Origin of the sequence: Pradoshia sp. (assembly GCF_051873915.1) — a bacterium.
GTDB lineage: Bacteria > Bacillota > Bacilli > Bacillales > Pradoshiaceae > Pradoshia.
Window position 1 is genome coordinate 1 of the sequence record NZ_JBJEFJ010000017.1, and the last position, 20,436, is coordinate 20,436.

The 20,436-nt window shown below is 43.9% G+C and carries 22 protein-coding genes; 1 reads left to right on the forward strand and 21 read right to left on the reverse strand.

The window, feature by feature from the left end; genetic code table 11:
- Window positions 1-62: 62 nt before the first annotated feature.
- The 21 genes from ACI35L_RS01550 to ACI35L_RS01650 all read right to left on the reverse strand — a co-directional run bounded on the left by ACI35L_RS01550 (window position 63) and on the right by ACI35L_RS01650 (window position 19,385).
- Window positions 63-197 carry a hypothetical protein gene (locus tag ACI35L_RS01550; protein ID WP_269431773.1) on the reverse strand — a complete coding sequence of 45 codons (135 nt, stop codon included), beginning with the start codon at window positions 195-197 and terminating at the stop codon, window positions 63-65.
- 508 nt (window positions 198-705) lie between these two features.
- The gene (locus ACI35L_RS01555; RefSeq protein ID WP_439802101.1) at window positions 706-921 is read right to left on the reverse strand and encodes a YrhC family protein; all 216 of its coding nucleotides are present in this window, start codon (window positions 919-921) and stop codon (window positions 706-708) included.
- 98 nt (window positions 922-1,019) lie between these two features.
- On the reverse strand, window positions 1,020-1,718 hold the full coding sequence (gene mtnN / locus ACI35L_RS01560; RefSeq protein WP_439802102.1) for a 5'-methylthioadenosine/S-adenosylhomocysteine nucleosidase: 699 nt from the start codon (window positions 1,716-1,718) through the stop codon (window positions 1,020-1,022).
- A gap of 32 nt (window positions 1,719-1,750) precedes the next feature.
- On the reverse strand, window positions 1,751-1,960 hold the full coding sequence (locus ACI35L_RS01565; protein ID WP_049670063.1) for a DUF2536 family protein: 210 nt from the start codon (window positions 1,958-1,960) through the stop codon (window positions 1,751-1,753).
- Between the two features lie 78 nt (window positions 1,961-2,038).
- On the reverse strand, window positions 2,039-2,752 hold the full coding sequence (locus tag ACI35L_RS01570; protein ID WP_439802103.1) for a YrrS family protein: 714 nt from the start codon (window positions 2,750-2,752) through the stop codon (window positions 2,039-2,041).
- Between the two features lie 66 nt (window positions 2,753-2,818).
- Window positions 2,819-4,615 (reverse strand): peptidoglycan D,D-transpeptidase FtsI family protein, encoded by a 1,797-nt coding sequence (locus ACI35L_RS01575; protein ID WP_439802104.1) that lies wholly within the window; start codon window positions 4,613-4,615, stop codon window positions 2,819-2,821.
- 137 nt (window positions 4,616-4,752) lie between these two features.
- Window positions 4,753-5,229 (reverse strand): transcription elongation factor GreA, encoded by a 477-nt coding sequence (greA, locus tag ACI35L_RS01580; RefSeq protein ID WP_439802105.1) that lies wholly within the window; start codon window positions 5,227-5,229, stop codon window positions 4,753-4,755.
- A gap of 256 nt (window positions 5,230-5,485) precedes the next feature.
- On the reverse strand, window positions 5,486-6,118 hold the full coding sequence (gene udk, locus ACI35L_RS01585) for a uridine kinase (RefSeq protein ID WP_049670059.1): 633 nt from the start codon (window positions 6,116-6,118) through the stop codon (window positions 5,486-5,488).
- A gap of 6 nt (window positions 6,119-6,124) precedes the next feature.
- Window positions 6,125-7,393 (reverse strand): peptidase U32 family protein, encoded by a 1,269-nt coding sequence (locus ACI35L_RS01590; protein WP_439802106.1) that lies wholly within the window; start codon window positions 7,391-7,393, stop codon window positions 6,125-6,127.
- Between the two features lie 22 nt (window positions 7,394-7,415).
- A complete protein-coding gene (locus ACI35L_RS01595; protein WP_439802107.1) occupies window positions 7,416-8,345 on the reverse strand; it encodes a peptidase U32 family protein in 930 nt (309 codons plus the stop codon).
- Window positions 8,342-8,995: an O-methyltransferase gene (locus ACI35L_RS01600; RefSeq protein ID WP_439802108.1), complete on the reverse strand. Its 654-nt coding sequence runs from the start codon at window positions 8,993-8,995 to the stop codon at window positions 8,342-8,344. The genes ACI35L_RS01595 and ACI35L_RS01600 overlap by 4 nt, the downstream gene beginning before the upstream one ends.
- 163 nt (window positions 8,996-9,158) lie before the next feature.
- Entirely contained in the window at window positions 9,159-10,280 is a 1,122-nt protein-coding gene (gene mltG, locus ACI35L_RS01605; RefSeq protein WP_439802109.1) for an endolytic transglycosylase MltG, read from the reverse strand.
- A 216-nt stretch (window positions 10,281-10,496) separates the two neighbouring features.
- Window positions 10,497-10,772 carry a DUF1292 domain-containing protein gene (locus tag ACI35L_RS01610; protein WP_049672795.1) on the reverse strand — a complete coding sequence of 92 codons (276 nt, stop codon included), beginning with the start codon at window positions 10,770-10,772 and terminating at the stop codon, window positions 10,497-10,499.
- A gap of 14 nt (window positions 10,773-10,786) precedes the next feature.
- Window positions 10,787-11,206: a Holliday junction resolvase RuvX gene (gene ruvX, locus ACI35L_RS01615; RefSeq protein WP_049670054.1), complete on the reverse strand. Its 420-nt coding sequence runs from the start codon at window positions 11,204-11,206 to the stop codon at window positions 10,787-10,789.
- Window positions 11,207-11,208: 2 nt separating this feature from the next.
- A complete protein-coding gene (locus ACI35L_RS01620; RefSeq protein ID WP_049670053.1) occupies window positions 11,209-11,475 on the reverse strand; it encodes an IreB family regulatory phosphoprotein in 267 nt (88 codons plus the stop codon).
- Window positions 11,476-11,663: 188 nt separating this feature from the next.
- On the reverse strand, window positions 11,664-14,306 hold the full coding sequence (gene alaS, locus ACI35L_RS01625; protein ID WP_049670052.1) for an alanine--tRNA ligase: 2,643 nt from the start codon (window positions 14,304-14,306) through the stop codon (window positions 11,664-11,666).
- Between the two features lie 352 nt (window positions 14,307-14,658).
- The gene (locus ACI35L_RS01630; protein WP_049670050.1) at window positions 14,659-15,717 is read right to left on the reverse strand and encodes an AI-2E family transporter; all 1,059 of its coding nucleotides are present in this window, start codon (window positions 15,715-15,717) and stop codon (window positions 14,659-14,661) included.
- 105 nt (window positions 15,718-15,822) lie between these two features.
- Window positions 15,823-15,948: a DUF3918 family protein gene (locus ACI35L_RS01635; RefSeq protein ID WP_082197020.1), complete on the reverse strand. Its 126-nt coding sequence runs from the start codon at window positions 15,946-15,948 to the stop codon at window positions 15,823-15,825.
- Window positions 15,949-15,980: 32 nt separating this feature from the next.
- Window positions 15,981-16,172 carry a hypothetical protein gene (locus ACI35L_RS01640; protein WP_049670049.1) on the reverse strand — a complete coding sequence of 64 codons (192 nt, stop codon included), beginning with the start codon at window positions 16,170-16,172 and terminating at the stop codon, window positions 15,981-15,983.
- Window positions 16,173-16,264: 92 nt separating this feature from the next.
- The gene (gene recD2, locus ACI35L_RS01645) at window positions 16,265-18,718 is read right to left on the reverse strand and encodes an SF1B family DNA helicase RecD2 (RefSeq protein ID WP_049670048.1); all 2,454 of its coding nucleotides are present in this window, start codon (window positions 18,716-18,718) and stop codon (window positions 16,265-16,267) included.
- A 10-nt stretch (window positions 18,719-18,728) separates the two neighbouring features.
- A complete protein-coding gene (locus tag ACI35L_RS01650; RefSeq protein ID WP_439802110.1) occupies window positions 18,729-19,385 on the reverse strand; it encodes a tetratricopeptide repeat protein in 657 nt (218 codons plus the stop codon).
- Window positions 19,386-19,548: 163 nt separating this feature from the next.
- On the opposite strand from ACI35L_RS01650, the gene ACI35L_RS01655 reads away from it, so the two are divergent.
- Entirely contained in the window at window positions 19,549-20,271 is a 723-nt protein-coding gene (locus ACI35L_RS01655; protein WP_049670046.1) for a DUF459 domain-containing protein, read from the forward strand.
- Window positions 20,272-20,436: the final 165 nt, after the last annotated feature.

Consider the following 20,436-nt stretch of genomic DNA (forward strand, 5'->3'; position numbering starts at 1 on the left):
GGCGGAACTGCAATGTTTTTTTCATGATTAACCCCTTCTTTCTTTTTTATTTCACATTGGCATTAGAACAACCTGGTGAACGAGTTTGCTTTGCAATCAAGCATGTCGTTTTTGGCGGCTTTCATCTCGATATATTCCCCGCGTGAGAGCCTATTTGTTTGAACCGTAATGGTAAACAAAATCATATTGATCCTCATGTGTATTCACCTCCTGTATTTTTAGATTCCTTCGTTAAAATTCCCTTACCAGCCTTAACAATCATCATGAACTCCTCCTTTTCGGTTCCTAGCCGCTTTCGCACAAAAAACCGCAGATTTGCTCTGCGGTTTCCAAAAGGGCACACCTGTCCCTCAGACTTCTTATGTTTTGAAAGCGTAAAAAGCCGCAGAGCATCATTCAGCGCTGCGGTTTATTTGTATACATACGAATATTATATCCGTGTGGAATGCCTAAACCATCGGCCGAACTTGCCATATGAACTTGTTAGGTTTGATTTGAACCATTTGAGTTAAGACAGTCATTGTGTTCGACCTCCCATAGAAATTATTTACATGTAAATTATATCCAATGATTTCCGCTAAGTAAATAGGTAAATGAAAACTTTTTGATACTTCTATAAAAACAGGCACTTGTACCACTATACCCAGCAAACCATAAAAAAATACCCAATAAGGCCACTTTATATGTGGACTCATTGGGTATTGGTTAGTATTCTTCTTCATCTGCTTTCTCTTGATATTTAGCAGATAATCCAAAAAACGCTGCGGACCCGAATAATGCGACAGTTGCTGATGCAACAAGAATCTCTCTCGATGATATGCTTACGCCTTCTTTCGGCAGGACGGAGCCGGTGAAGAAGAAAAAGCTGATTATCAAGAGCGTGACCGCAAATCGTTTGTAATCTTCGACCTTCGCTTTCATAGCCAAAGCTCCTCTCCACATAAACGCTAAAACAATCTTATCATGAAGAGTGTTGTTGCCTAACAAGCAATTAATGACAAACCTGCCAAGTGAGAATCTTATTTCCCTAATGCCTTGACCATTTCCATCGCTATATGCGCTGAATGGCGTGCTGCCTTGTCTAGGAATTGTTCAAAGGACACATCACTCTCTTTTCCGGCAATGTCGCTTAATGCACGTGTAACCACAAAAGGAACGCCAAATTGGTAGGCTACTTGGGCAATCGCTGCCGCCTCCATTTCTACTGCTTGAAGCTCAGGGAACTGTCCTCTGACAAAATCAGCACGTACAGGATCTGACATGAACACATCGCCTGTCACAATCAGTCCTTTTCCTGCCTGGACGCCTTCAATTCCAGCGGCAATCCCGGATGCGAGCTCCACAAGCTTCTCATCTGCAACGAAACCAACCGGAAGTCTTGGTACTTGTCCATATTCATAGCCAAAAGCTGTTACATCTACATCATGATGCCTTACCTCTGTGGAAATGACAATATCTCCAACATTCAATTCAGGATTATATCCTCCTGCAGACCCGGTATTAATGATGAAATCAGGTTTGAACTTTTCTAATAAGACCGCTGTTCCCATTGCGGCATTCACTTTACCGATGCCTGATTTAAGCAGAACAACATCCGTTCCAAACATTTTGCCAGATGTGTATTCCGTGTTAGCAATAACCACCGATTCACTCTCTTCAATATTCTCGCGTAAAACCGCAACTTCTTCTTCCATTGCACCGATGATGGCAATCTTCATAATCTAATCTCTCCTTTTATTCTATGTAATCATTAAAATTTCTTCAGTTTAAAATGGACTGCTGCCGAATATGTTGGCTTGCCTTCGGGACTCGTATAAATTTGGTAGGATACCGTATGGACGGTCAGCATGATGGCTTTATTATGGTCAATCTGTTCCTCTATTTGCCTCTCGAGTGCTTTAGGGCTTGATGCTTCAAAGATTTCAATCTTATCTTCAATCAAATCTAATGAGAATTCCATCCGAGCTTTTCCTCCTGTTTATTCTGCCATGCAAAAAGCCGAGTTTCCAACCCTCGGGAAACCCGGCACGCAGAAGCATTAATTCTTATCGTTCGTCTTTAGCTTTTCTACCTTGGTCGGTTTCCATCCTTCACCATCTACCCATTGGATATAAACACGGTAAGTGGAAGAATTATCACTTGGACTGATGGTTCCGACAGCTGTATCAGGCGACCCCCCGTTACCGAGCCAGTACACATTCATGCCTTCCTGACTAATACCTGCACCATAGGCAAGAGCTTTCTCCATTTCCTGCCAGTCAACAGACCCTTTTTCATACTGGGTTACATGGTCGCCGCTTTGCTCAGTGCCGACAGGCTCCCAGGCTGAGTCTGAATAAGCTTCCTCTACATTGCTGTCTGAAGGTGTTTCCTCTTTAATTTCAGATTCCTTCTTTTCGTCCTCTGCATCAGCGGAATCCTTGTCATCAGATGTCTCTTTGTCAGCGTCGCTTTCTTTCTCTTCATCCGACTCTTCCTTATTTGCTTGATCATCTTCAGAATCGGTTGCAGCGCTATCCTCATCCTCCTTGGATGCGGCGTCATTATTATCATTGCTGTTGCTGTTATTTGCTGTATCTGATGATGTTTGTGGATCATTGCTGGTGGTTTTATCCTCATTTCCACCGGTGAAAATAACTGCACCGACCACGACAATCAAAAGTACAACAACAGTTATTAAAATATTATAGACTTTATTGACCTTTTTATCTTTGCGCTTTGCAACGCGTGAGGAATAACGATCCTTTGCCATAACCTCTTCCTCCTCGCTTATATTGGAATACCCATTATTTTATCATGGATTTCTTTGTCCTAAAAGTTATTCAATCTTTTGTAAATTATTCTCTCCGTCTGTATGTAATTGATAGATTCCATTGACTATCTCCAGATAAAGCGAGCTAATGGAAGCCGACTGCCCGCCTGTTTCCAAATTAACGACCACCATGGCGTACTTTGGTTCCCGAAATGGAAAATAACCGGCAAACCATTTATTATACAGCTTGCTTTCCTTCTCCCCAACCTCTGCCGTTCCACTTTTTCCGGCAACCTCATATTTAGCTGATCTCAACATCCCGGCTGTCGCAAGCGGTCCTTCTTCGGTAACCACACCTCGGAGCAATGACTGAAGCTTTGCTGCAGTCACAGAAGAAACCACGTTTTTCTGCCCCGGCTGCTGTTTAAAATGAGCAATCGTAAGCCCATTATCATCCACCGCCTTTAAGGCCGCCCGCACCATCATCCTTTCTCCTCCCCTCGCAATTGTGGCCATCATATTTGCAGCGGCAAGCGGAGTTACCTTTACATCCAATTGCCCTATAGATGTATTCGCCACGTAATTAGGATCCTCCTTCATAGCGGTATCCTTCCAGACCGTGCCCTTCCGCTCCTCCGGCAGCTGATGGAGGACAGGGGTACGAAAGACGCTTCCCGTCCATCCATTCAAGTCTATTAATCCGAGCTTACCTGCATAGCGTTCGATCATTTCTGGATCCTTTTCAGCAAGTTCTTTGCCTAGTACCCCAAATACCTGGTTGGAGCTTAATGCAAAGCCTTGCTCAAAGGTCACTTCACCAAGTCTTCTTCCTGTTTGGCCATCAACTTCCCGCCCCAAGTGATCAAGATTGCCATTAAAGATTCTGCCCTCAAGGGGAATCCCCTCTTCCATCGCTGCGGCAGCGATGACTGTCTTGAAGATGGAGCCAGGTGTTTGCGGCAGTAGCATTTGATTCATATTGCCCTGAGCATGAATGTCCTTATCATTTTGCTCAGGCATAGAGACCATGGCTAGGAGATCATTCGTTTGAATATCAAGAATGACAATCCCGCCCTTTTTCATATGATGATTCTTGGCCGTATCCTCTGCCAGTCTTTGTATATCACTGTCAATAGTGGTTTGTATATTAACTCTTTCTCCTGTTCCGCTTGTATCTAGATACCGGACATCAACCCCAAAAAGAGGCAATCCGTTAGCCGCTTTGTGATAAAGAAGACGTTTAGACCCATTCCCCTTCAAAAAGAGCTGAAAGGCCTTCTCTAGACCTGAGCTGCCAACCTTTGTTCGATAATCAGTACTGTCAAAATCCTGTCCAGCTGTATGAGCGGAGTCAATTACTTCTTTATCCAGCGTTAAAGTACCCAGTAAATGTCCGGCCATCGCCCGGTCTTCGGCAAACCGCTTTTTGACCGCTATGATACCTGGAATATGTAAATCATTAATTTCTTTGATTTGACTGTCACTAAGCTCAAATATTTTCTTGTCCTCAAGGATAAACGGTTCATCTGCTTTCTGCAGCTTTTGTTCAAGCTGCCGTACATCCAAGCCGACAATCGCGGCAAGCTCTTCTTTTGGCCAATCTAAATGTCTCACAAATGGAAACATCACAAGGACAGCTCTCTCCTGATAGGATATCGGTTTCCCATTACGGTCAAGAAAGCCGCCCCTCCCATCATCAAGAGAAATTTCATCAATCCGCTGCTGAACGCTTTTTTCCAGTAAGTTGATTCCATGCTTTGAATAATCCTTTGTTTTCACTAATTGAATCTCGACTAATTTGGCGATACATAAACCCATTGCGAGCAGGATGGAGACCGCTGTAAAAAGGATTCTCTTTTTCATATTCGGACACCTCTGTCCTATTGTTGGCAGCAGAGATTCATTTCAAACACATAATTGTCAGAAAAAAGAAAAAGAACTGCCAATCGGCCGCAGGATATGCAGCCGAAAAGGCAGTTCATTCATAGTCATTACAATCCTTATTGGACAGAAACAATCACAACTTCCATGTCTCCGCCTGGAGTGGCAACAGTAACTTTGTCGCCAGGCTTTTTGCCCATTAGAGTGCGGGCAATCGGAGAATCATTGGAGATTTTATATTCAAATGGATCTGCCTCTGCAGAACCTACGATTGTGTATGTTTCTTCCTCGCCGTCAGGCAATTCTTTGAAAGTGACAGATTTTCCAAGTGTTACGACTCCATCCTGCGCCGCTTCGCTGTCGATAATCTGGGCATTACGAATCATATTTTCAATGGTTGTGATTCTGCCTTCCACAAATGCTTGTTCTTCTTTTGCGGAATCATATTCGGAGTTCTCAGAAAGGTCACCGAAACTGCGGGCAATCTTGATACGTTCAACCACTTCTTTACGTTTAACTGTTTTTAAGTGTTCTAGTTCTTTCTCAAGCTTCTCTTTTCCCTCTTTAGTCATAGGAAATACTTTTTCAATTGCCAAGAAAATTCACTCCTTCTGTACTTTCACCATGCAGCAAAGTAAGCTTCTGGTGATACATGTATATATATTCACCGTGTTTATATGTATATACCTGATGGTATATTAATTGCGCGTTTGAAAATCAAACGCGCAAAAGCTCTCTTTGTTAGCTTAGTGGGTTTTTCAGGATTTGTCTATTGATTTTATCAAATTATTTATAAAATTGTTCATTTTTATGTGGAAAATATTAGAAAAAATCAATAATAATCCGAAAGTTCTATAACATAGACTTTTGTTCTAGTATCGTTTGAATCTTCGTCACCATTAAATCAATTGCAACAAAGTTATGACCGCCTTCAGGAATGATGACATCAGCATACCGTTTTGTCGGCTCAATAAATTGATTATGCATTGGACGCACGACAGAAGTGTATTGCTCAATGACAGAATCAATGGAGCGTCCTCTCTCCTTAATATCACGCATCATACGGCGGATAATACGGAGGTCGGCATCAGTGTCAACAAACAATTTGATGTCCATTATATCACGAAGGCGCTCATCTTCAAGGACAAGGATTCCTTCAAGGATGATAACATCCTTCGGCTCGACATGGATTACTTCCTCAGATCGTGTGTGCATCGCATAATCATAGACCGGCTTGTCAATGCTCTCATAATTAAGCAATTTATTGATATGCTCAAGAAGAAGATCATTATCAAATGCAAGCGGATGATCATAGTTTGTTTTTAAGCGCTCCTCAAATGGGAGATGGCTTTGGTCTTTATAGTAATAGTCCTGTTCCAAAATCATAATGGAATGGCCTTTAAATTTCTCATAAATCGCCTTCGTTACACTCGTTTTCCCTGAACCCGAGCCTCCAGCAACCCCGATGACAATCGGTTTAGTCATAATGGATTAATTCCCCTTTCTCATCATATCATATGGATGAACCGGTTTATCGACCTTCAAACGAACAATCATTAATGGGTGTCTGGCAGCATCAAGCTCATTGCCTTCCTCATCCCAGATCGTCCCGACAATTTGCTTAAAGTTATCGATGTGCGGGCCGAAGAATTCAATCTCGTCCCCCGGTTTGAAATAGTTTCGTTGTTGTAGTGTTACCATGGATGTGTCTTCATCATACGATAAGACAAGCCCGGCGAAATCATATGTCGTTTGTTTGCTATGATTGCCAAACATTTGCTCTTTATAGCTTGGTACGCCTTCAAAGAAAGCCGGTGCCGTTTCACGGTTGGCGCATTTGTCCAATTCCTGGGTCCATTCCTGCTTGAAGACGAAATTGTCCGGGTCAGCACAATAAGCGTCAATAACCTTGCGATAAACGCTGACAACTGTTGCGATATAGTGGATGGATTTCATCCGCCCTTCAATTTTCAAGCTGTCAATACCCATTTCAATCATACGCGGGATGGACTGAACAAGCGTAAGGTCTTTTGGACTCATGGCAAATGGCGAGTCCCCTTCCTCGAATAACGGCTTCTCTCCTTTCTCTGTTTCTGCATATAGATCATAATCCCAGCGGCAGGACTGACAGCAGCCGCCGCGGTTTGAATCACGGGCCGTCATATGATTGGAGAGGGTGCATCGGCCGGAATAGGCTATACACATTGCCCCGTGAATAAAAGTTTCAATCTCAATGTCGACCTTTTCCTTCATCTCGCGAATCTCATCTCCGCTCGTTTCACGTGCAAGCACGACACGGTCAAGGCCCTCCTCCTTCCAGAACTGAACAGCCTTCCAGTTGGAGAGAGATTGCTGTGTACTCAAATGTATCTCTAGCTTCGGCGCTGCCTTCTTACACGTTTCAATAATGAGCGGATCCGCGACGATAATACCTGTCACACCTGCGGATTCGATATCTTTCAAATATTCTTCAAGACCTGGAATATTTTCATTATGAGCAAAGATATTTGTTGTTACATAAATCTTTGCACCGTATTGATTCGCAAAGTCTACGCCTTCCTTCATTTCAGCAATCGAGAAGTTACCCGCATTTGAGCGCAGACCATATTCCTGTCCGCCGATAAAGACGGCATCTGCCCCATAACGGACAGCAATTTTTAATTTTTCAAGGTTACCGGCAGGAGCCAGTAATTCCGGTTTCTTCACGATGATGCGTTTTCCATCTACCACTTTTGATATTTGCTTCTCCATAACGGACATTTGGTCTTCCCCCATTTCCTTGTTAATAAACTGTCTCCTTAAAGAAGAATCCCGTATCTAACATTCTGTTTTCAGGCTGCAGGCTTTCTGCCTCTTCAAGCAGGCTGTCTTTTACATCCTCATAGGCATCAGGATCCTCTGCGCAAAGGTCAATTGCCTTGCGGTAAAGCTTGGTCACCCCGATGAGGTATTCAGGCTTCTTGAGAACTCCATCAATCTTGAAGGAATCAACGCCTGCTTCTACCATTTCCATGAGCTCATCAATGATGCAGATATCATTCGGACTCATGATATGTGTTCCATTCTCATCTTCAAAGATTGGATACTTCGTATTCCGTTCAGGGTCGTGCAGGAAAAGATGCCCGTCTGCTTCTAAGTCATCTACCTTCATATTTCTGCCCTGATAATTAAAGTAATTGCCAATCAGGCGGCGTTTGGATTGGAACATAGCCGTCATTCCGTGCACTTGCACTTCAATTTCAACCTCTGCATGCTCCTTTGTTTCAACAATGGCATCCATATTGATTTCACGAGCTAACACAGCCCGTTTAGCCCCCTTCTGCCCCCAATAATTGCATGTGAACCAGTTTGTTGCTGTTGTTTCTGTATTCCAGTGCAGCGGCATATTCGGCGCTGCTTCCCGTGCTGCCATTAAGACAGCCGGATCCCCGAAAAGGACCGCGTCTGCTCCTGCCTCAGCAAGGAAACGTAAGTAATCTGAAAGCTCATCAACCTTTTCATTATGAAAGATGGCGTTCATCGCCACATATACCTTCCTGCCGCCCTTATGGGCAATCTCAATAGCAGCTTTCACAGCCTCACGATTAAATTCTCCAGCAAGCCTTAGCCCGTATCGTTGTTCACCGATGACAAATGCATCTGCACCTGCCTCCATTAACGGTTCGATATCTTCTATCTGTGTTGGCGTTACTAAAAGTTCAGGCTTTTTCATGCCGAATCCCCCTTTTTCATGCTGATGGCTAATCCATCTCCAACCGGGAGAATAACTGTCTCATAATCTTCGTTTGAGATTAGCCATTCATTGTATCCTTTAATCTTCTTCACAAGATTCCTTGTTCGCTTGGATTCGATGGATTCCAAATCCTCCGCGACCAGTCCCTTAAAGAGTACGTTATCCGTGAAGATAATCCCCCCTGGGACAAGATATTTTTCATACATTTCAAAGAAGCGCTGATATTGTCCCTTTGCTGCATCAATAAACAGGCAGTCAAACGGTCCTTTCTGAGAGACAAGCTCCTCGGTTTCAAGGGCATCTCCCTCAATGACGGAAATACGGTCTCCCATACCGGCTCTTTTGATATATTCATGGGCTCTGCCTAAACGTTCTTCATCACGTTCAATTGTCACGATGGCTGCATTCGGCAATGCATGAGCCATTCTCAAGGCGGAATAGCCTATCGCCGTACCAATCTCTAATATATTTTGCGGTTTTTGGATTTTTAGAATCTGCAGAAGCGGCTCCATCCCCGATAATTCCATAATCGGTACACCATTAGCTTTCGCATAAGCTTCCATTTCCATTAGAAGATCATTACGCATCGGGGCAAGAGCTTCCAGATAGCGGTCGAGATTCTCATTCATCCTGATTCCTCCAAATCCTTAAACTTCCTTTATCCCAAAAAAATGAGAAAGCCTAAAATGGCTTTCTTACATTCGTGTCGTAATTTTACACTTCGACTATTTTAGCATAGATAGGTTGGGGAAGGGAAATGTTTCTTCTTAACAATCCTTCCCCCAAATAATGCTAATTATTCGTAATATGCTTTGCCTTATCCTTATTATGCTCTTCCAATGTTTCATTAAAGAGTACTTCACCGGAAGGAGTTGCTAAGAAATACAAATCCTTAATGTCAGCTGGATTGAGCGCAGCGGCAATAGATGTTTCTCCTGCATTGGAAATCGGCCCCGGTGTCAATCCTTTGTTTCGGTAGAGGTTATACGGTGAATCGACCTCCAAATCCTTATAGGTCACACGGTCTTTATGTTCACCGAGCGCATATAGGACGGTAGGGTCAGTCTGAAGCATCATATCAATTTCCATCCGGTTCCTGAAGACAGCTGAAATCTTATCTCGATCGGCCTGCTCAGTTGCTTCCTCTTCAATTAAGGAGGCCATGGTGAGGAGTTCATGGACAGTCCAGTCATCTCCCATTGCTTCTTCATATTTAGCGATGACTTCATTCGTCTTCTTAATCATCATGCTAAGGACAGATTCAAGAGAAGGCTCCTCCTCATAGATGTAGTAAGTCGCCGGGTAGAAATAACCTTCTAGCGGATAGCGGATATTCTTATCAAAGATTTCATCCGTAAGCAGATCCGGATACCCCTTCATCATGCTGTTGATAAATTTCTTATCATTCATCACATCAAGGACTTCCTTCGACTTTATGCCGAGCGTTTTGCCGATAACGGCAGCAATTTCTTCTAGGTCCCGGCCTTCTGGAATGGTAATCTTATAGGTTTCTGCAACCTTCCCATTCTTGATCATGTCAATTATTTCATCCAAGGTCATCGATGGTGATAAATTATAATTTCCTGCTTGGAATCCTGCCTCATTGTTAAACTTGATATAGTATTTAAAGATTTGTGCATTTTTTATGATCCCGTTCTCCTCCAATATGGAAGAGATGGTCGAAACCCCAGACCCAATTGGTATCTGAACCTTAACGGTTTCCTTATTATCCGGATCAACCGGCTTTAAAGCTGATGAAATGTAGAAATAACCAGCTGCCGCGCCAACAATCACGATGGCAATAAATACAGCTAAGGATATCAGTACGATTTTTCTGACTACCTTCGCTTCACTCTGTCTTTCTAAAAGCTTCATTTTCATCTCGCTCTTCCATTCTTGTTTATCTTCACTCATTTAGCTGCCCCCTTCAATAAGGCATTTCCCCATGACTCGAATTGCCCTCTTTATTTATTGCAAAATATACCGGAACCTGTCAATGAAATTACAAGAAATTTGTAAAAAAAATCCCGTTCTTCCTTTATTATATTCGCATATTTCGCCATTCTTTGCAGTAAATAACAAAAAAACTCTTCCGATCACCCTTGATCGGAAGAGCCATAAAAGAGAAGCTTATTCTTCTTCATCTTCAAAGAATGTATTGATGACTTCTTCAACCATCGCCCATTCTTCATCATCTTCAATATCGTTCAATGTGCCGACTTCTCCGCTTTCATCTGGGATATAAGAAGCAACATGAATTAAATCTTCATCATCATCTGTTCCTACTGGAGCAAATACAACATATTGTTTATCGTAATCATCTAATTCAAATGTAAGCAAAATCTCATGTAATTGCTCATTGCCTTCTTCATCAATAATTGTAATCATGTTTTCTTCCATTTCAATCACCTCTAGTTTAATTAAAGCTTCCCGCTGTCCAGAAAACCTTGCAGAATCAAGACAGCCGCCATCTTATCAATCACTTTCTTGCGTTTCTTGCGGCTGACGTCTGCATCCAAAAGCACGCGTTCAGCAGCCATTGTAGTTAATCGCTCATCCCACATGACAACAGGCACTTTGTAGCGTTTCTCAAGCTTCTCAGCATAATGCTTGCTTGCTTCGCCTCTTGGACCAATGGTTCCGTTCATATTCTTCGGCAAGCCAACCACAAACTTGTCCACTTTATACGGCTTCAGCACCTCATCAAGCCGCTTCAGCCCAAGTTGATTCTTCTCTTCATCAATGGCAATGGTCTCCAAGCCCTGGGCTGTCCATCCCATCTCGTCACTAATGGCCACACCCACGGTCTTTGAGCCAACATCCAGACCGACTATTCTCATTCTTATCCCTCACGATGATGCTTTAAATACGATTTAACTAATTCTTCAATAATCTCATCACGCTCAAGCTTGCGAATGAGATTACGCGCATCTTTATGGCGCGGAATATAAGCCGGGTCTCCCGATAGCAAATAACCGACAATTTGATTGATCGGATTATAGCCTTTTTCATTCAGAGCATTGTACACTTCCATGAGGACCTCGCTAACATCATGCTCGAAGGAATCATCTGGAAAATTAAATTTCATTGTCTTATCAAATGAACTCATCTTTGCACCCCGCTTCCTATTTGAGAACAAGCTATTCATCGTTCCTTACACATTGTACACTAATTGAACCTGATTATAAACGTCAAGAACCAAGCTTATTGTTTACCGTCCATATGTCTAACATACCACCACTTGCTAGAAATGGAAAGCGAGAGGGCAGGTATTCCCTGCCCTTCTCATCCCATCTATTAGTGCGCTTCAACCAGTTCTTTCACGGCTGCAAGAGCAGCATCCAATTCATTTGGATTCTTACCGCCAGCCTGCGCCATATCTGGACGGCCTCCGCCTCCTCCGCCGCAGCGTGTGGCCACTTCCTTAATGATCTTGCCTGCATGATAGCCCTCATCCACTAAATCCTTCGTTACAGCAGCAATCAAGTTAACCTTGTCGCCTTGTACACTACCGAGAACAATAACGGAAGAACCAAGCTTCTGCTTCAAGTCATCAGCCATATTACGTAAATTGTTCATATCCTGCGCTTGAACCTTTGCAGATAAAACCGTTACTCCATTAATTGTTTCAGCTTTGGACTGAATATTGCCTGCTTCAATATTGGATAGCTTCGCAGCCAAGGATTCATTTTCCTTCTGAAGATCCTTTACCTCTCCAAGCAAGGAATCAATCTTCCCTGGAAGGTCCTTAGGATTGGCTTTAACCTTTGCCGCCGCTTCGCGCAAAATGCTGATTTGCTCTGTCAGCTGCTGGTAAGCTGCCTCACCTGTCACAGCTTCAATCCGTCTTGTTCCTGCGCCGATACCAGATTCAGAAACAATCTTGAACAAGCCAATGGCAGAAGTGTTTGGCACATGGCAGCCGCCGCATAATTCTAAGCTGTAGTCGCCAACTTGAACGACGCGAACGATATCTCCGTATTTCTCACCGAAGAGAGCCATCGCACCCATCGCTTTTGCTTCAGCAATTGCTTTATTTGAGATGGATACATCGATATTTTTCCAAATCTTATCGTTAACAATTTGCTCAATTCTTTCAAGCTCCTCTGCTGTCACTTGACCGAAATGAGAGAAGTCAAAACGAAGACGGTCAGGCTGAACAAGGGAACCTGCTTGGTTAACATGTGTGCCGAGCACATCCTTCAGTGCTTGGTGAAGTAAGTGTGTAGCCGTATGGTTTTTCGTGATTTTGCTGCGGTTAGCCGCATCTACCTGGGCCTTGCCTGTTGTCCCTTCCTTCAACAATCCATATTCAACAACGGCTGTGTGAAGGTTTTGGCCATTAGGCGCTTTTTGAACATCCTTGATGAAGATACGTAATTCATCGTTCTCAAAGAAACCTCTGTCAGCAATTTGTCCGCCGCTTTCAGCGTAGAATGGCGTACGGTCGAAGATGATTTGTACCTCTTCACCAGCCATCGCATCTTCCGCTCTTTCACCATTTTTGATGATGACGCTGACGCTTGCCTTACATTCAAGCTGGTCATAGCCGATGAACTCGCTATCAACTTTGATGTCGCCTAGGATTCCGCTTTGAACCTGCATGGAATCAACATCCTGGCGAGCTGCACGGGCACGTGAACGCTGCGCCTCCATTTCTTTCTCAAAACCAGCATGGTCTACTTTCATGCCTTCATCTTCAGCATATTCTTCTGTCAATTCAACCGGGAACCCGTACGTATCATACAAACGGAAAATATCAGATCCGCTGATTGTATCGCTGCCCTTCTTCTTCTCTCCTTGGATGACCTCAGATAGAATTGCCAGACCATCGTGGAGCGTCTCATGGAAACGTTCCTCCTCATTGCGGATAACTTTAGCAATGAAGTCTTGGTTCTTTTTCACTTCTGGATAGTAATCAACCATGATGTCAGCCACCACAGGAACTAACTCATACATGAACGGCTTATTAATGCCGATTTTCTTTGCAAAACGAACAGCACGACGGAGCAATCTGCGAAGAACGTATCCGCGTCCTTCATTAGATGGAAGGGCTCCGTCTCCAACTGCAAAGGCAACCGTACGAATATGGTCAGCAATCACGCGGAAAGCAACGTCTTTCTCACGAGTAGTACGGTACTTCTGACCGGAGATTTCTTCTGTCTTATGAATGATGGGCAGGAAGAGATCCGTATCAAAGTTTGTTTCTCCATCCTGGAAGATGGACGCCATACGCTCTAAGCCCATGCCTGTATCAATGTTCTTCTTCGGCAGCTCAGGATATTCACTGCGCGGAATTTCCGGATTAGCATTGAACTGGGACAAGACGATATTCCAGATTTCAATGTAACGGTCATTTTCTATATCTTCTTCAATCATGCGGATTCCGATATTCTCAGGATCATACTTTGTACCGCGATCGAAGAAAATTTCTGTATCCGGGCCGGACGGGCCTTCCCCGATTTCCCAAAAGTTATCTTCAAGAGGAATTAGGTGGTCATCTGGCACACCAAGACTTCTCCATACATCATAGGAGTCCGTGTCAGCTGGGTAGTAGGTGATGTAAAGCTTGTCCTTTGGCATTGCGAACCACTGTTCAGATGTCAAAAGCTCCCATCCCCACTTAATCGCATCTTCCCGGAAGTATTCCCCGATGGAGAAATTGCCGAGCATTTCAAAGAACGTATGATGGCGGGCTGTCTTCCCGACATTCTCTATATCATTTGTCCGAATAGACTTCTGTGCATTCGTGATACGCGGATTATCCGGAATGACCCGGCCGTCAAAATATTTCTTCAATGTAGCAACACCAGAGTTAATCCAAAGAAGCGTTGGGTCATCTACCGGTACAAGGGATGCACTCGGTTCGATCCTATGTCCTTTCTCTTGAAAGAAATCCAAAAACATTTGGCGAATTTCTGCGCCTGTCATATACCTCATTTTTCTCTTCCTCCTTAAAATTGTACACAAAAAAGCCCTCGAACCCTATAAACAGGGACGAGAGCTTGACTCGCGGTACCACCCTGATTGCGAAACCTTCAGTCTCGCCACCTCGGAAACCTTAACGCGGTTTGAACGGCAGGTTTTTTCCTGCATTCCGGACTAGCTTTCTGTTTCTCTTCTTCAAAAGTCTCTTCCAGCCAAGGAGACTTCTCTCTAATTCGTGCAAAAAATGTCTGCACGTTGCTGAAGGGCTTAAACATACTTTGTTCCATCAACATTTTTTCGTTAATTCCGTTATATTTTGGATTATAGTCATTCCTTTTTTCTTTGTCAATCGAATGAGGGCAGTTTATCCCTTATTCGTTAATAATTTTCTATGGGCCAGCATGACCTTAACCAGAGCTAAGATTGGCACGGCTAAAATCAAGCCAGCCACTCCAGCCGCCTTCCCTCCGACAAGCAGGGCAAAGATAATAACAAGCGGATGCAGCTTCAATGTCTTGCCCATGACGATAGGCGATATGACATTGCCCTCGAGAAACTGAAGGACAATAATGATGCAGGCAACTTTAATTGCCATGCTGCCTGAAATCGTTAAGGCAACCAGAATGGCCGGCACTGCTCCTATAAAAGGGCCAAAGTAGGGAATCACATTCGTCACACCAATAATGAAGCTGAGCAAGAGCGGATAATTCATCCCAAACAAGTAAAACAGGATCGCCGCACTCGCCCCGATAATCAAACAGACAAGCAGCTGTCCACGTATATAGCCACCAAGAGAGCTGTCGACATCGGTAAGGAAACGCCTCGTTTGTTCCCGCTTTCTTTCAGGGATGAGCAGGAGTCCTTTTTCAAGCAGCCGCTCGCTGTCCTTTAATAAATAGAAGGAGATGACTGGAATCAAGACAATCAAGATCAATACATCCGACAAGCCGCTTAGAGCCTCAACCAGCACATTGACTGATTCACCAAGTCTCAGTTCCATCGTATTGATGATTGACTCAAGACGGTCATGCAGCCCAAATGGCCAGCCTGTCGTATGGGTATGAAATTTCATAATATACATTCGATATAATTCTGCCATCTCAGGGGCCCGAACGGCGATATCGTTCAATTGATCGACAAAAATGGGGATTCCCTTATATATGCCATAACCCGCCAAACCAAACACAACTAGATAAAGCAGCGTGATTGCTAAACCGCGGTTCATTCCACGAATTTGCAAATAGCCAACAAGCGGGTGAAGCAGATAACTGATGAACGCTCCGAATAAAAAGGGAGAGATTGCCGTCATGGCAATTTGCAGAACAGGCATCCACATAGGCCTGAGCAAATAAAAGACAAACAGCACAATAAATAAAAGCAGAAAGAAGCCTAGCCTGTAAAACCATTTCACTTGTATGTTCATCGTTCCCACCTCTTTACTATTCTTCTAAACGAGCTAGAAAATATGTAAAAAGAGACTTAAAAAAAGACTGCGGCTCCCTAAGGAATGATGCCGCAGTCTAAGCCTTTATAAAATATGTCGTTTGACGAATCGTTTCATTTGCCTTTTGCGTTTTCTGTACATGCCGTTGGACATATTGCCAAAGGCCATGCCCGCTCCAAAGCTAATCATTGAGGATACCATACGGTTCATACGTCAATCACCTCGGGTTCGTCCGCCAAAAATTATAGGCTTATTTGCCGGTCATCTTCACTGAAAAGGTCATCTAAGGAGCTCAGCAATCCATCCTCTTCTACTTGATGGACATGCATGACTCCCTTGCCGATGGAAAGCTCCACAAAGCAATTCCAGCAATAGAATTGATTGACCCCGATCTTTCCAATATCCTTGCTCGCGCAATTTGGGCATTTCATCATTACCTTCACCTCGTTCTTTCAATCAGTCCTTAGGTGTCAGCATGCCCTTTTATTGGAAAAAACATTCAAGAAAATGTCCGGCAATTGCTAGTTTAGCCAGAAGTCATGAAATCATAAGGTGTAACGTTTTCCATTCCAATCATCGGATCTGTCGCAAAAAGACGCTCCTCATACGTCATTTCTGCCATCACTTCCGCATTAAGCGGCATGTCGCCTTGGTCGGCCAGCTGTTGGTTATTGGAATGGCTGTCAGAAGGATTTACTGCTGCAAACCCCTCTTTAAGTTTCTCAAGCAAGGTTGTCTTTCGCTCTTCCTCCCCGCTTTTTGAGACGCCATAACGTAAGGCTTCTTCCTCTCCGCACAGGATGAGGAATTGCTTGCTACGTGTGATAGCCGTATAAATTAAATTTCTTCTCAGCATGCGATGATAGCTCTTGACGACAGGAAGGATAACAATCGGGAACTCGCTCCCTTGTGATTTATGGATGGAGCAGCAATAAGCATGGGTAATTTGATTTAATTCCTGCCGCGTATACTTCGCTTCAATTCCGTCAAAGGAAACATGGATTTGGTCAACCTTATCTTCATTTTCCTTTGCATAAATAATAGCGATGATCTCCCCCATATCTCCGTTAAAGATACCGTTTTCCGGCTGGTTGACAAGTTGAAGCACTTTATCGCCAACCCGGTAAATACTATCCCCGAAGGCTAGCTCCCGCTTTTTCTTTCCATGGTTATCATTCAGAATTTCTTGCAGCAAGACATTCAGCGCATCAATGCCTGCACTTCCTCGGTACATCGGGGCAAGCACCTGAATATCTTTGGAGGCAAAGCCTTTCTTCCGGGCATTCATGACCACCTGCCTGATAACGTCAGCTACCTGATTTGTTTGGCAGGCAAAGAAGGACCGATCCTTTTGAGGCTTACGGATATCTGCTGGAAGCTGTCCCTTCTTAATTGAATGGGCAAGCTGAATAATCGATGAACCATCTTCTTGGCGGAAAATGGATTCAAGCCGGGTCACCGGGATAACAGCCGAGTCCAGCAAATCCTTCAGCACCTGTCCTGGACCGACAGAAGGCAATTGATCCTCATCCCCGACGAGAATCACTTGCATATCATCAGGAATGCACTTAAACAAGTGATTGGCGAGCCATATATCGACCATCGACATCTCATCTACAATTAAGAGCCTGCCCTGAATCGGATTATCCTCGCTCCGCTGCACATCTGACCCATTCCAACCAAGAAGGCGATGAATCGTGACAGCAGGGAGCCCCGTTGATTCCTTCATGCGCTTGGCGGCGCGTCCGGTTGGGGCAGCAAGCACGAAAGGATACGGATGCTCCTTGTCATAATCTTTTGGATTGAGCGATACACCATGCAGTTCGGCATAGAGCTCAACAATTCCTTTAATGACGGTCGTTTTCCCTGTGCCAGGTCCGCCGGTCAAAATCAGCATTGGGGAGTGGAGCGCCTTAAAGATAGCATCCTTTTGCTCCTCTGCATACTCCATTCCAATCCGTTCCTCAAGCTTGCCAAGCTCGAGCAGGAATTCCGACTCAGGGAATTGCTCCTCATAGCCTTCCTGGGACATGATTCGCTTTAGGTTCGTGACGATGCCTTTTTCCGAGAAATACAGGGAAGGAATATAGAAACGCTGCTCTTCCCCAATCAACTTGCCCTCTTCAGAAAGCTGGACTATCTGATCCGTAATCATCTCATAGGTAATCTCGACCTTCTGATTCTTCTCCAGGAGATCTTTCACTCCGACCAGCAAAGGTTCTGCCTCAAGATATGTGTGGCCGTCCTGCATGCAGAATCGGTCCAAAATATAGAGAATCGCCGCCTTGATCCGAGATGGATGGCTTCCTCCAAGCCCGAGCGTCTGCCCAATCTCATCTGCCTTCGCAAAGCCAATGCCTTCAATTGTTTCGACCAATTGATATGGATTGGATTCGATAATAGAAATCGTATCCTGCTTGTATACCTGGTAGATCTTCATGGACAGCTGCGGACCGAAGCCTAAGCCGGATAAGGAAATCATAATTTCCTCTAGTCCTTGATTCGCTGCGAGCGTATCGTATAATTCCTTCGCCTTCTCCCCGCTTAGCTTTGGAATCTGGTCCAAGACTGACGGATTGGCCAAGATTTTGGAAATGGCCTTCTCCCCTAGCTTATCGACAATCAGCTCAGCTGTTTTCTTTCCAATTCCCTTAAACATGGAACCGGATAAATAAGCAATGATGCCATCCTTTGATTCAGGAAGCTCCCGCTTAAAGCTGTCCACGTTGAACTGAAGGCCGAATCTAGGATGCTCCTTCATCTTTCCGTAAAACGTATAGATTTCTTCCTCATGAAGGGCGGGAAAATAGCCTGTAATGACAGCCTCTTTCTCTTCATATGGAATATTCGTATCCTTTACCCTTATGCGGGCTACTGAGTATAAATTTTGTTCATTATGAAAGATGGTGACTAAGTGTGTTCCTTTAATAAAAGGCTTGTCATTGTCCGTAAAGACAAAGGACTCCTGTTCCACTTTCATCATCTCCCATTCAGCTTAATTCTTTCATTTGCTTCAATCCATTTGCCGCAAGCATATGGTCCGGCTGGATCTCAAGCGCCTTTTCGAATAATTCAATTGCCTTATTCACATCTCCCTTAACCCCGCCATAAGCGACACCGAGATTAAAATAGGCATCAGCATGATTCTCATCCACTTCGAGCGTCTTTTTCCATGCCTCAATCGCCATATCATACATTTCTGCCCCCGCAAGCGCCAATCCGTAATGGAATTTTGCTTCCGCATCTGTTTCATTCAGCTCAATGCTGCGCTGGAAGTATGGCAGCGCCAATCGAGGCTGATCAAGATGCAAGAGACAAAGCCCCAGCATGAACATCGTATCTGCTGACTCCAGACCTTTCTTGATGGCTTGCTCATAGCAATCCTTTGCCTTCAGCAAATCATCCTGATCATAATAAATGCCGCCTAGACCGTAATACGCTGTTGCTGCCTGCGGATCAAGCTCGATGGCTCTTTCGAAAAACTTGATGGCTCTTTCTGTATCATTCATGGATGCTAGTACATTTCCAAAATTGATATAGCCGATGGGATCTTTTGGATTTTCTTCTATCATTTCACCAAAGATTTTGGCTGCTTCCTCCATTTTACCTTGTTCCATATATTGAATTGCTAATTGATTTTTATCCATTGCTGTTGTTCACTCCTACTATTCTTACGATAATGAATGCCAATAGTATACCATAAAGGGCCTAACTCTTTCCCTCAATCCATCAACAAGTGTTCTCCATGTTCTCTTTTCATCGAATAAGGGTATAAATTCAGTGTAACTTTCAACATAGGAGGACTACACAATGAGGAAACTAATCATCATTATCCTAACCGTATTCGCCATCGCCGGCATTGGATACGGCTTGTATGCCTATCAATTTGATGCAGACTTAAAGCCTGCTAACGAGAAGTCTATCATCGCACTTGGGGACTCCTTAACCTATGGGATTGGAGACAAAACGGAGCAAGGCTATATCGGCCAGCTGCAGAAAAAGCTCAATCAGCAAAGCGACTATTCGTTCACTATTCGTAATTTTGGGATACCCGGTCAGGAATCAAGCGACTTACTTAAACAATTGGATTCCATGAAGGTCAATGAAACCTTTAACGAGGCGGATTGGGTCATTGTATACATAGGAACAAATGATTTACGCGTCGCCACAGGCGGCAACTTCCAGACCATCTCCAAAAAGGCAATCGCCCAAAAGAAAGAACAGTATACGAAAAATATGGAGGAAATTTTGCCTGCGATCCGTGGATTCAATTCTTCCGTCCCCATTATTGTTGTCGGTCTTTATAATCCATTCCAGCAGAGCGAAAGGCTCAATGAGATTGTGAGTGATTGGGATGATTCCATCCAAGAAATCACCGAGCATCATGAAGATACATACTTCATTCCGACAAATGATTTATTTACGGATAAAAATAAAGAAGACTATTTTAGTGATGCCCTTCATCTAAACCATAAAGGCTATAAATTGATTGCTGACCGCATCGGCAATTATATGGAGGAAGAAATGCAATAATAGCAAAAGTTAAGGTTGGGACATAACTAGATTTGCAGTGCCCAAAAAATATTGTATAAAATTTCATTAAACGAAAGGCTTAGTTGATCTAAAGCGTTGATTTACGTTGCAGGTGGTTGCGCACCTAGGGCGGTCGGGGAGCCTCCTCGAGTGCTTGTTCGCATC

Excerpts from the sequence above, each read along its gene's own strand:
- ACI35L_RS01550 (WP_269431773.1), bottom strand. The coding sequence starts at position 197 with ATGAGGATCAATATGATTTTGTTTACCATTACGGTTCAAACAAATAGG.
- ACI35L_RS01555 (WP_439802101.1), bottom strand. The coding sequence starts at position 921 with ATGAAAGCGAAGGTCGAAGATTACAAACGATTTGCGGTCACGCTCTTG.
- mtnN (WP_439802102.1), bottom strand. The coding sequence starts at position 1,718 with ATGAAGATTGCCATCATCGGTGCAATGGAAGAAGAAGTTGCGGTTTTA.
- ACI35L_RS01565 (WP_049670063.1), bottom strand. The coding sequence starts at position 1,960 with ATGGAATTCTCATTAGATTTGATTGAAGATAAGATTGAAATCTTTGAA.
- ACI35L_RS01570 (WP_439802103.1), bottom strand. The coding sequence starts at position 2,752 with ATGGCAAAGGATCGTTATTCCTCACGCGTTGCAAAGCGCAAAGATAAA.
- ACI35L_RS01575 (WP_439802104.1), bottom strand. The coding sequence starts at position 4,615 with ATGAAAAAGAGAATCCTTTTTACAGCGGTCTCCATCCTGCTCGCAATG.
- udk (WP_049670059.1), bottom strand. The coding sequence starts at position 6,118 with ATGACTAAACCGATTGTCATCGGGGTTGCTGGAGGCTCGGGTTCAGGG.
- ACI35L_RS01590 (WP_439802106.1), bottom strand. The coding sequence starts at position 7,393 with ATGTCCGTTATGGAGAAGCAAATATCAAAAGTGGTAGATGGAAAACGC.
- ACI35L_RS01595 (WP_439802107.1), bottom strand. The coding sequence starts at position 8,345 with ATGAAAAAGCCTGAACTTTTAGTAACGCCAACACAGATAGAAGATATC.
- ACI35L_RS01600 (WP_439802108.1), bottom strand. The coding sequence starts at position 8,995 with ATGAATGAGAATCTCGACCGCTATCTGGAAGCTCTTGCCCCGATGCGT.
- mltG (WP_439802109.1), bottom strand. The coding sequence starts at position 10,280 with ATGAGTGAAGATAAACAAGAATGGAAGAGCGAGATGAAAATGAAGCTT.
- ruvX (WP_049670054.1), bottom strand. The coding sequence starts at position 11,206 with ATGAGAATAGTCGGTCTGGATGTTGGCTCAAAGACCGTGGGTGTGGCC.
- ACI35L_RS01620 (WP_049670053.1), bottom strand. The coding sequence starts at position 11,475 with ATGAGTTCATTTGATAAGACAATGAAATTTAATTTTCCAGATGATTCC.
- alaS (WP_049670052.1), bottom strand. The coding sequence starts at position 14,306 with ATGAGGTATATGACAGGCGCAGAAATTCGCCAAATGTTTTTGGATTTC.
- ACI35L_RS01630 (WP_049670050.1), bottom strand. The coding sequence starts at position 15,717 with ATGAACATACAAGTGAAATGGTTTTACAGGCTAGGCTTCTTTCTGCTT.
- ACI35L_RS01635 (WP_082197020.1), bottom strand. The coding sequence starts at position 15,948 with ATGAACCGTATGGTATCCTCAATGATTAGCTTTGGAGCGGGCATGGCC.
- ACI35L_RS01640 (WP_049670049.1), bottom strand. The coding sequence starts at position 16,172 with ATGATGAAATGCCCAAATTGCGCGAGCAAGGATATTGGAAAGATCGGG.
- recD2 (WP_049670048.1), bottom strand. The coding sequence starts at position 18,718 with ATGAAAGTGGAACAGGAGTCCTTTGTCTTTACGGACAATGACAAGCCT.
- ACI35L_RS01650 (WP_439802110.1), bottom strand. The coding sequence starts at position 19,385 with ATGGATAAAAATCAATTAGCAATTCAATATATGGAACAAGGTAAAATG.
- ACI35L_RS01655 (WP_049670046.1), top strand. The coding sequence starts at position 19,549 with ATGAGGAAACTAATCATCATTATCCTAACCGTATTCGCCATCGCCGGC.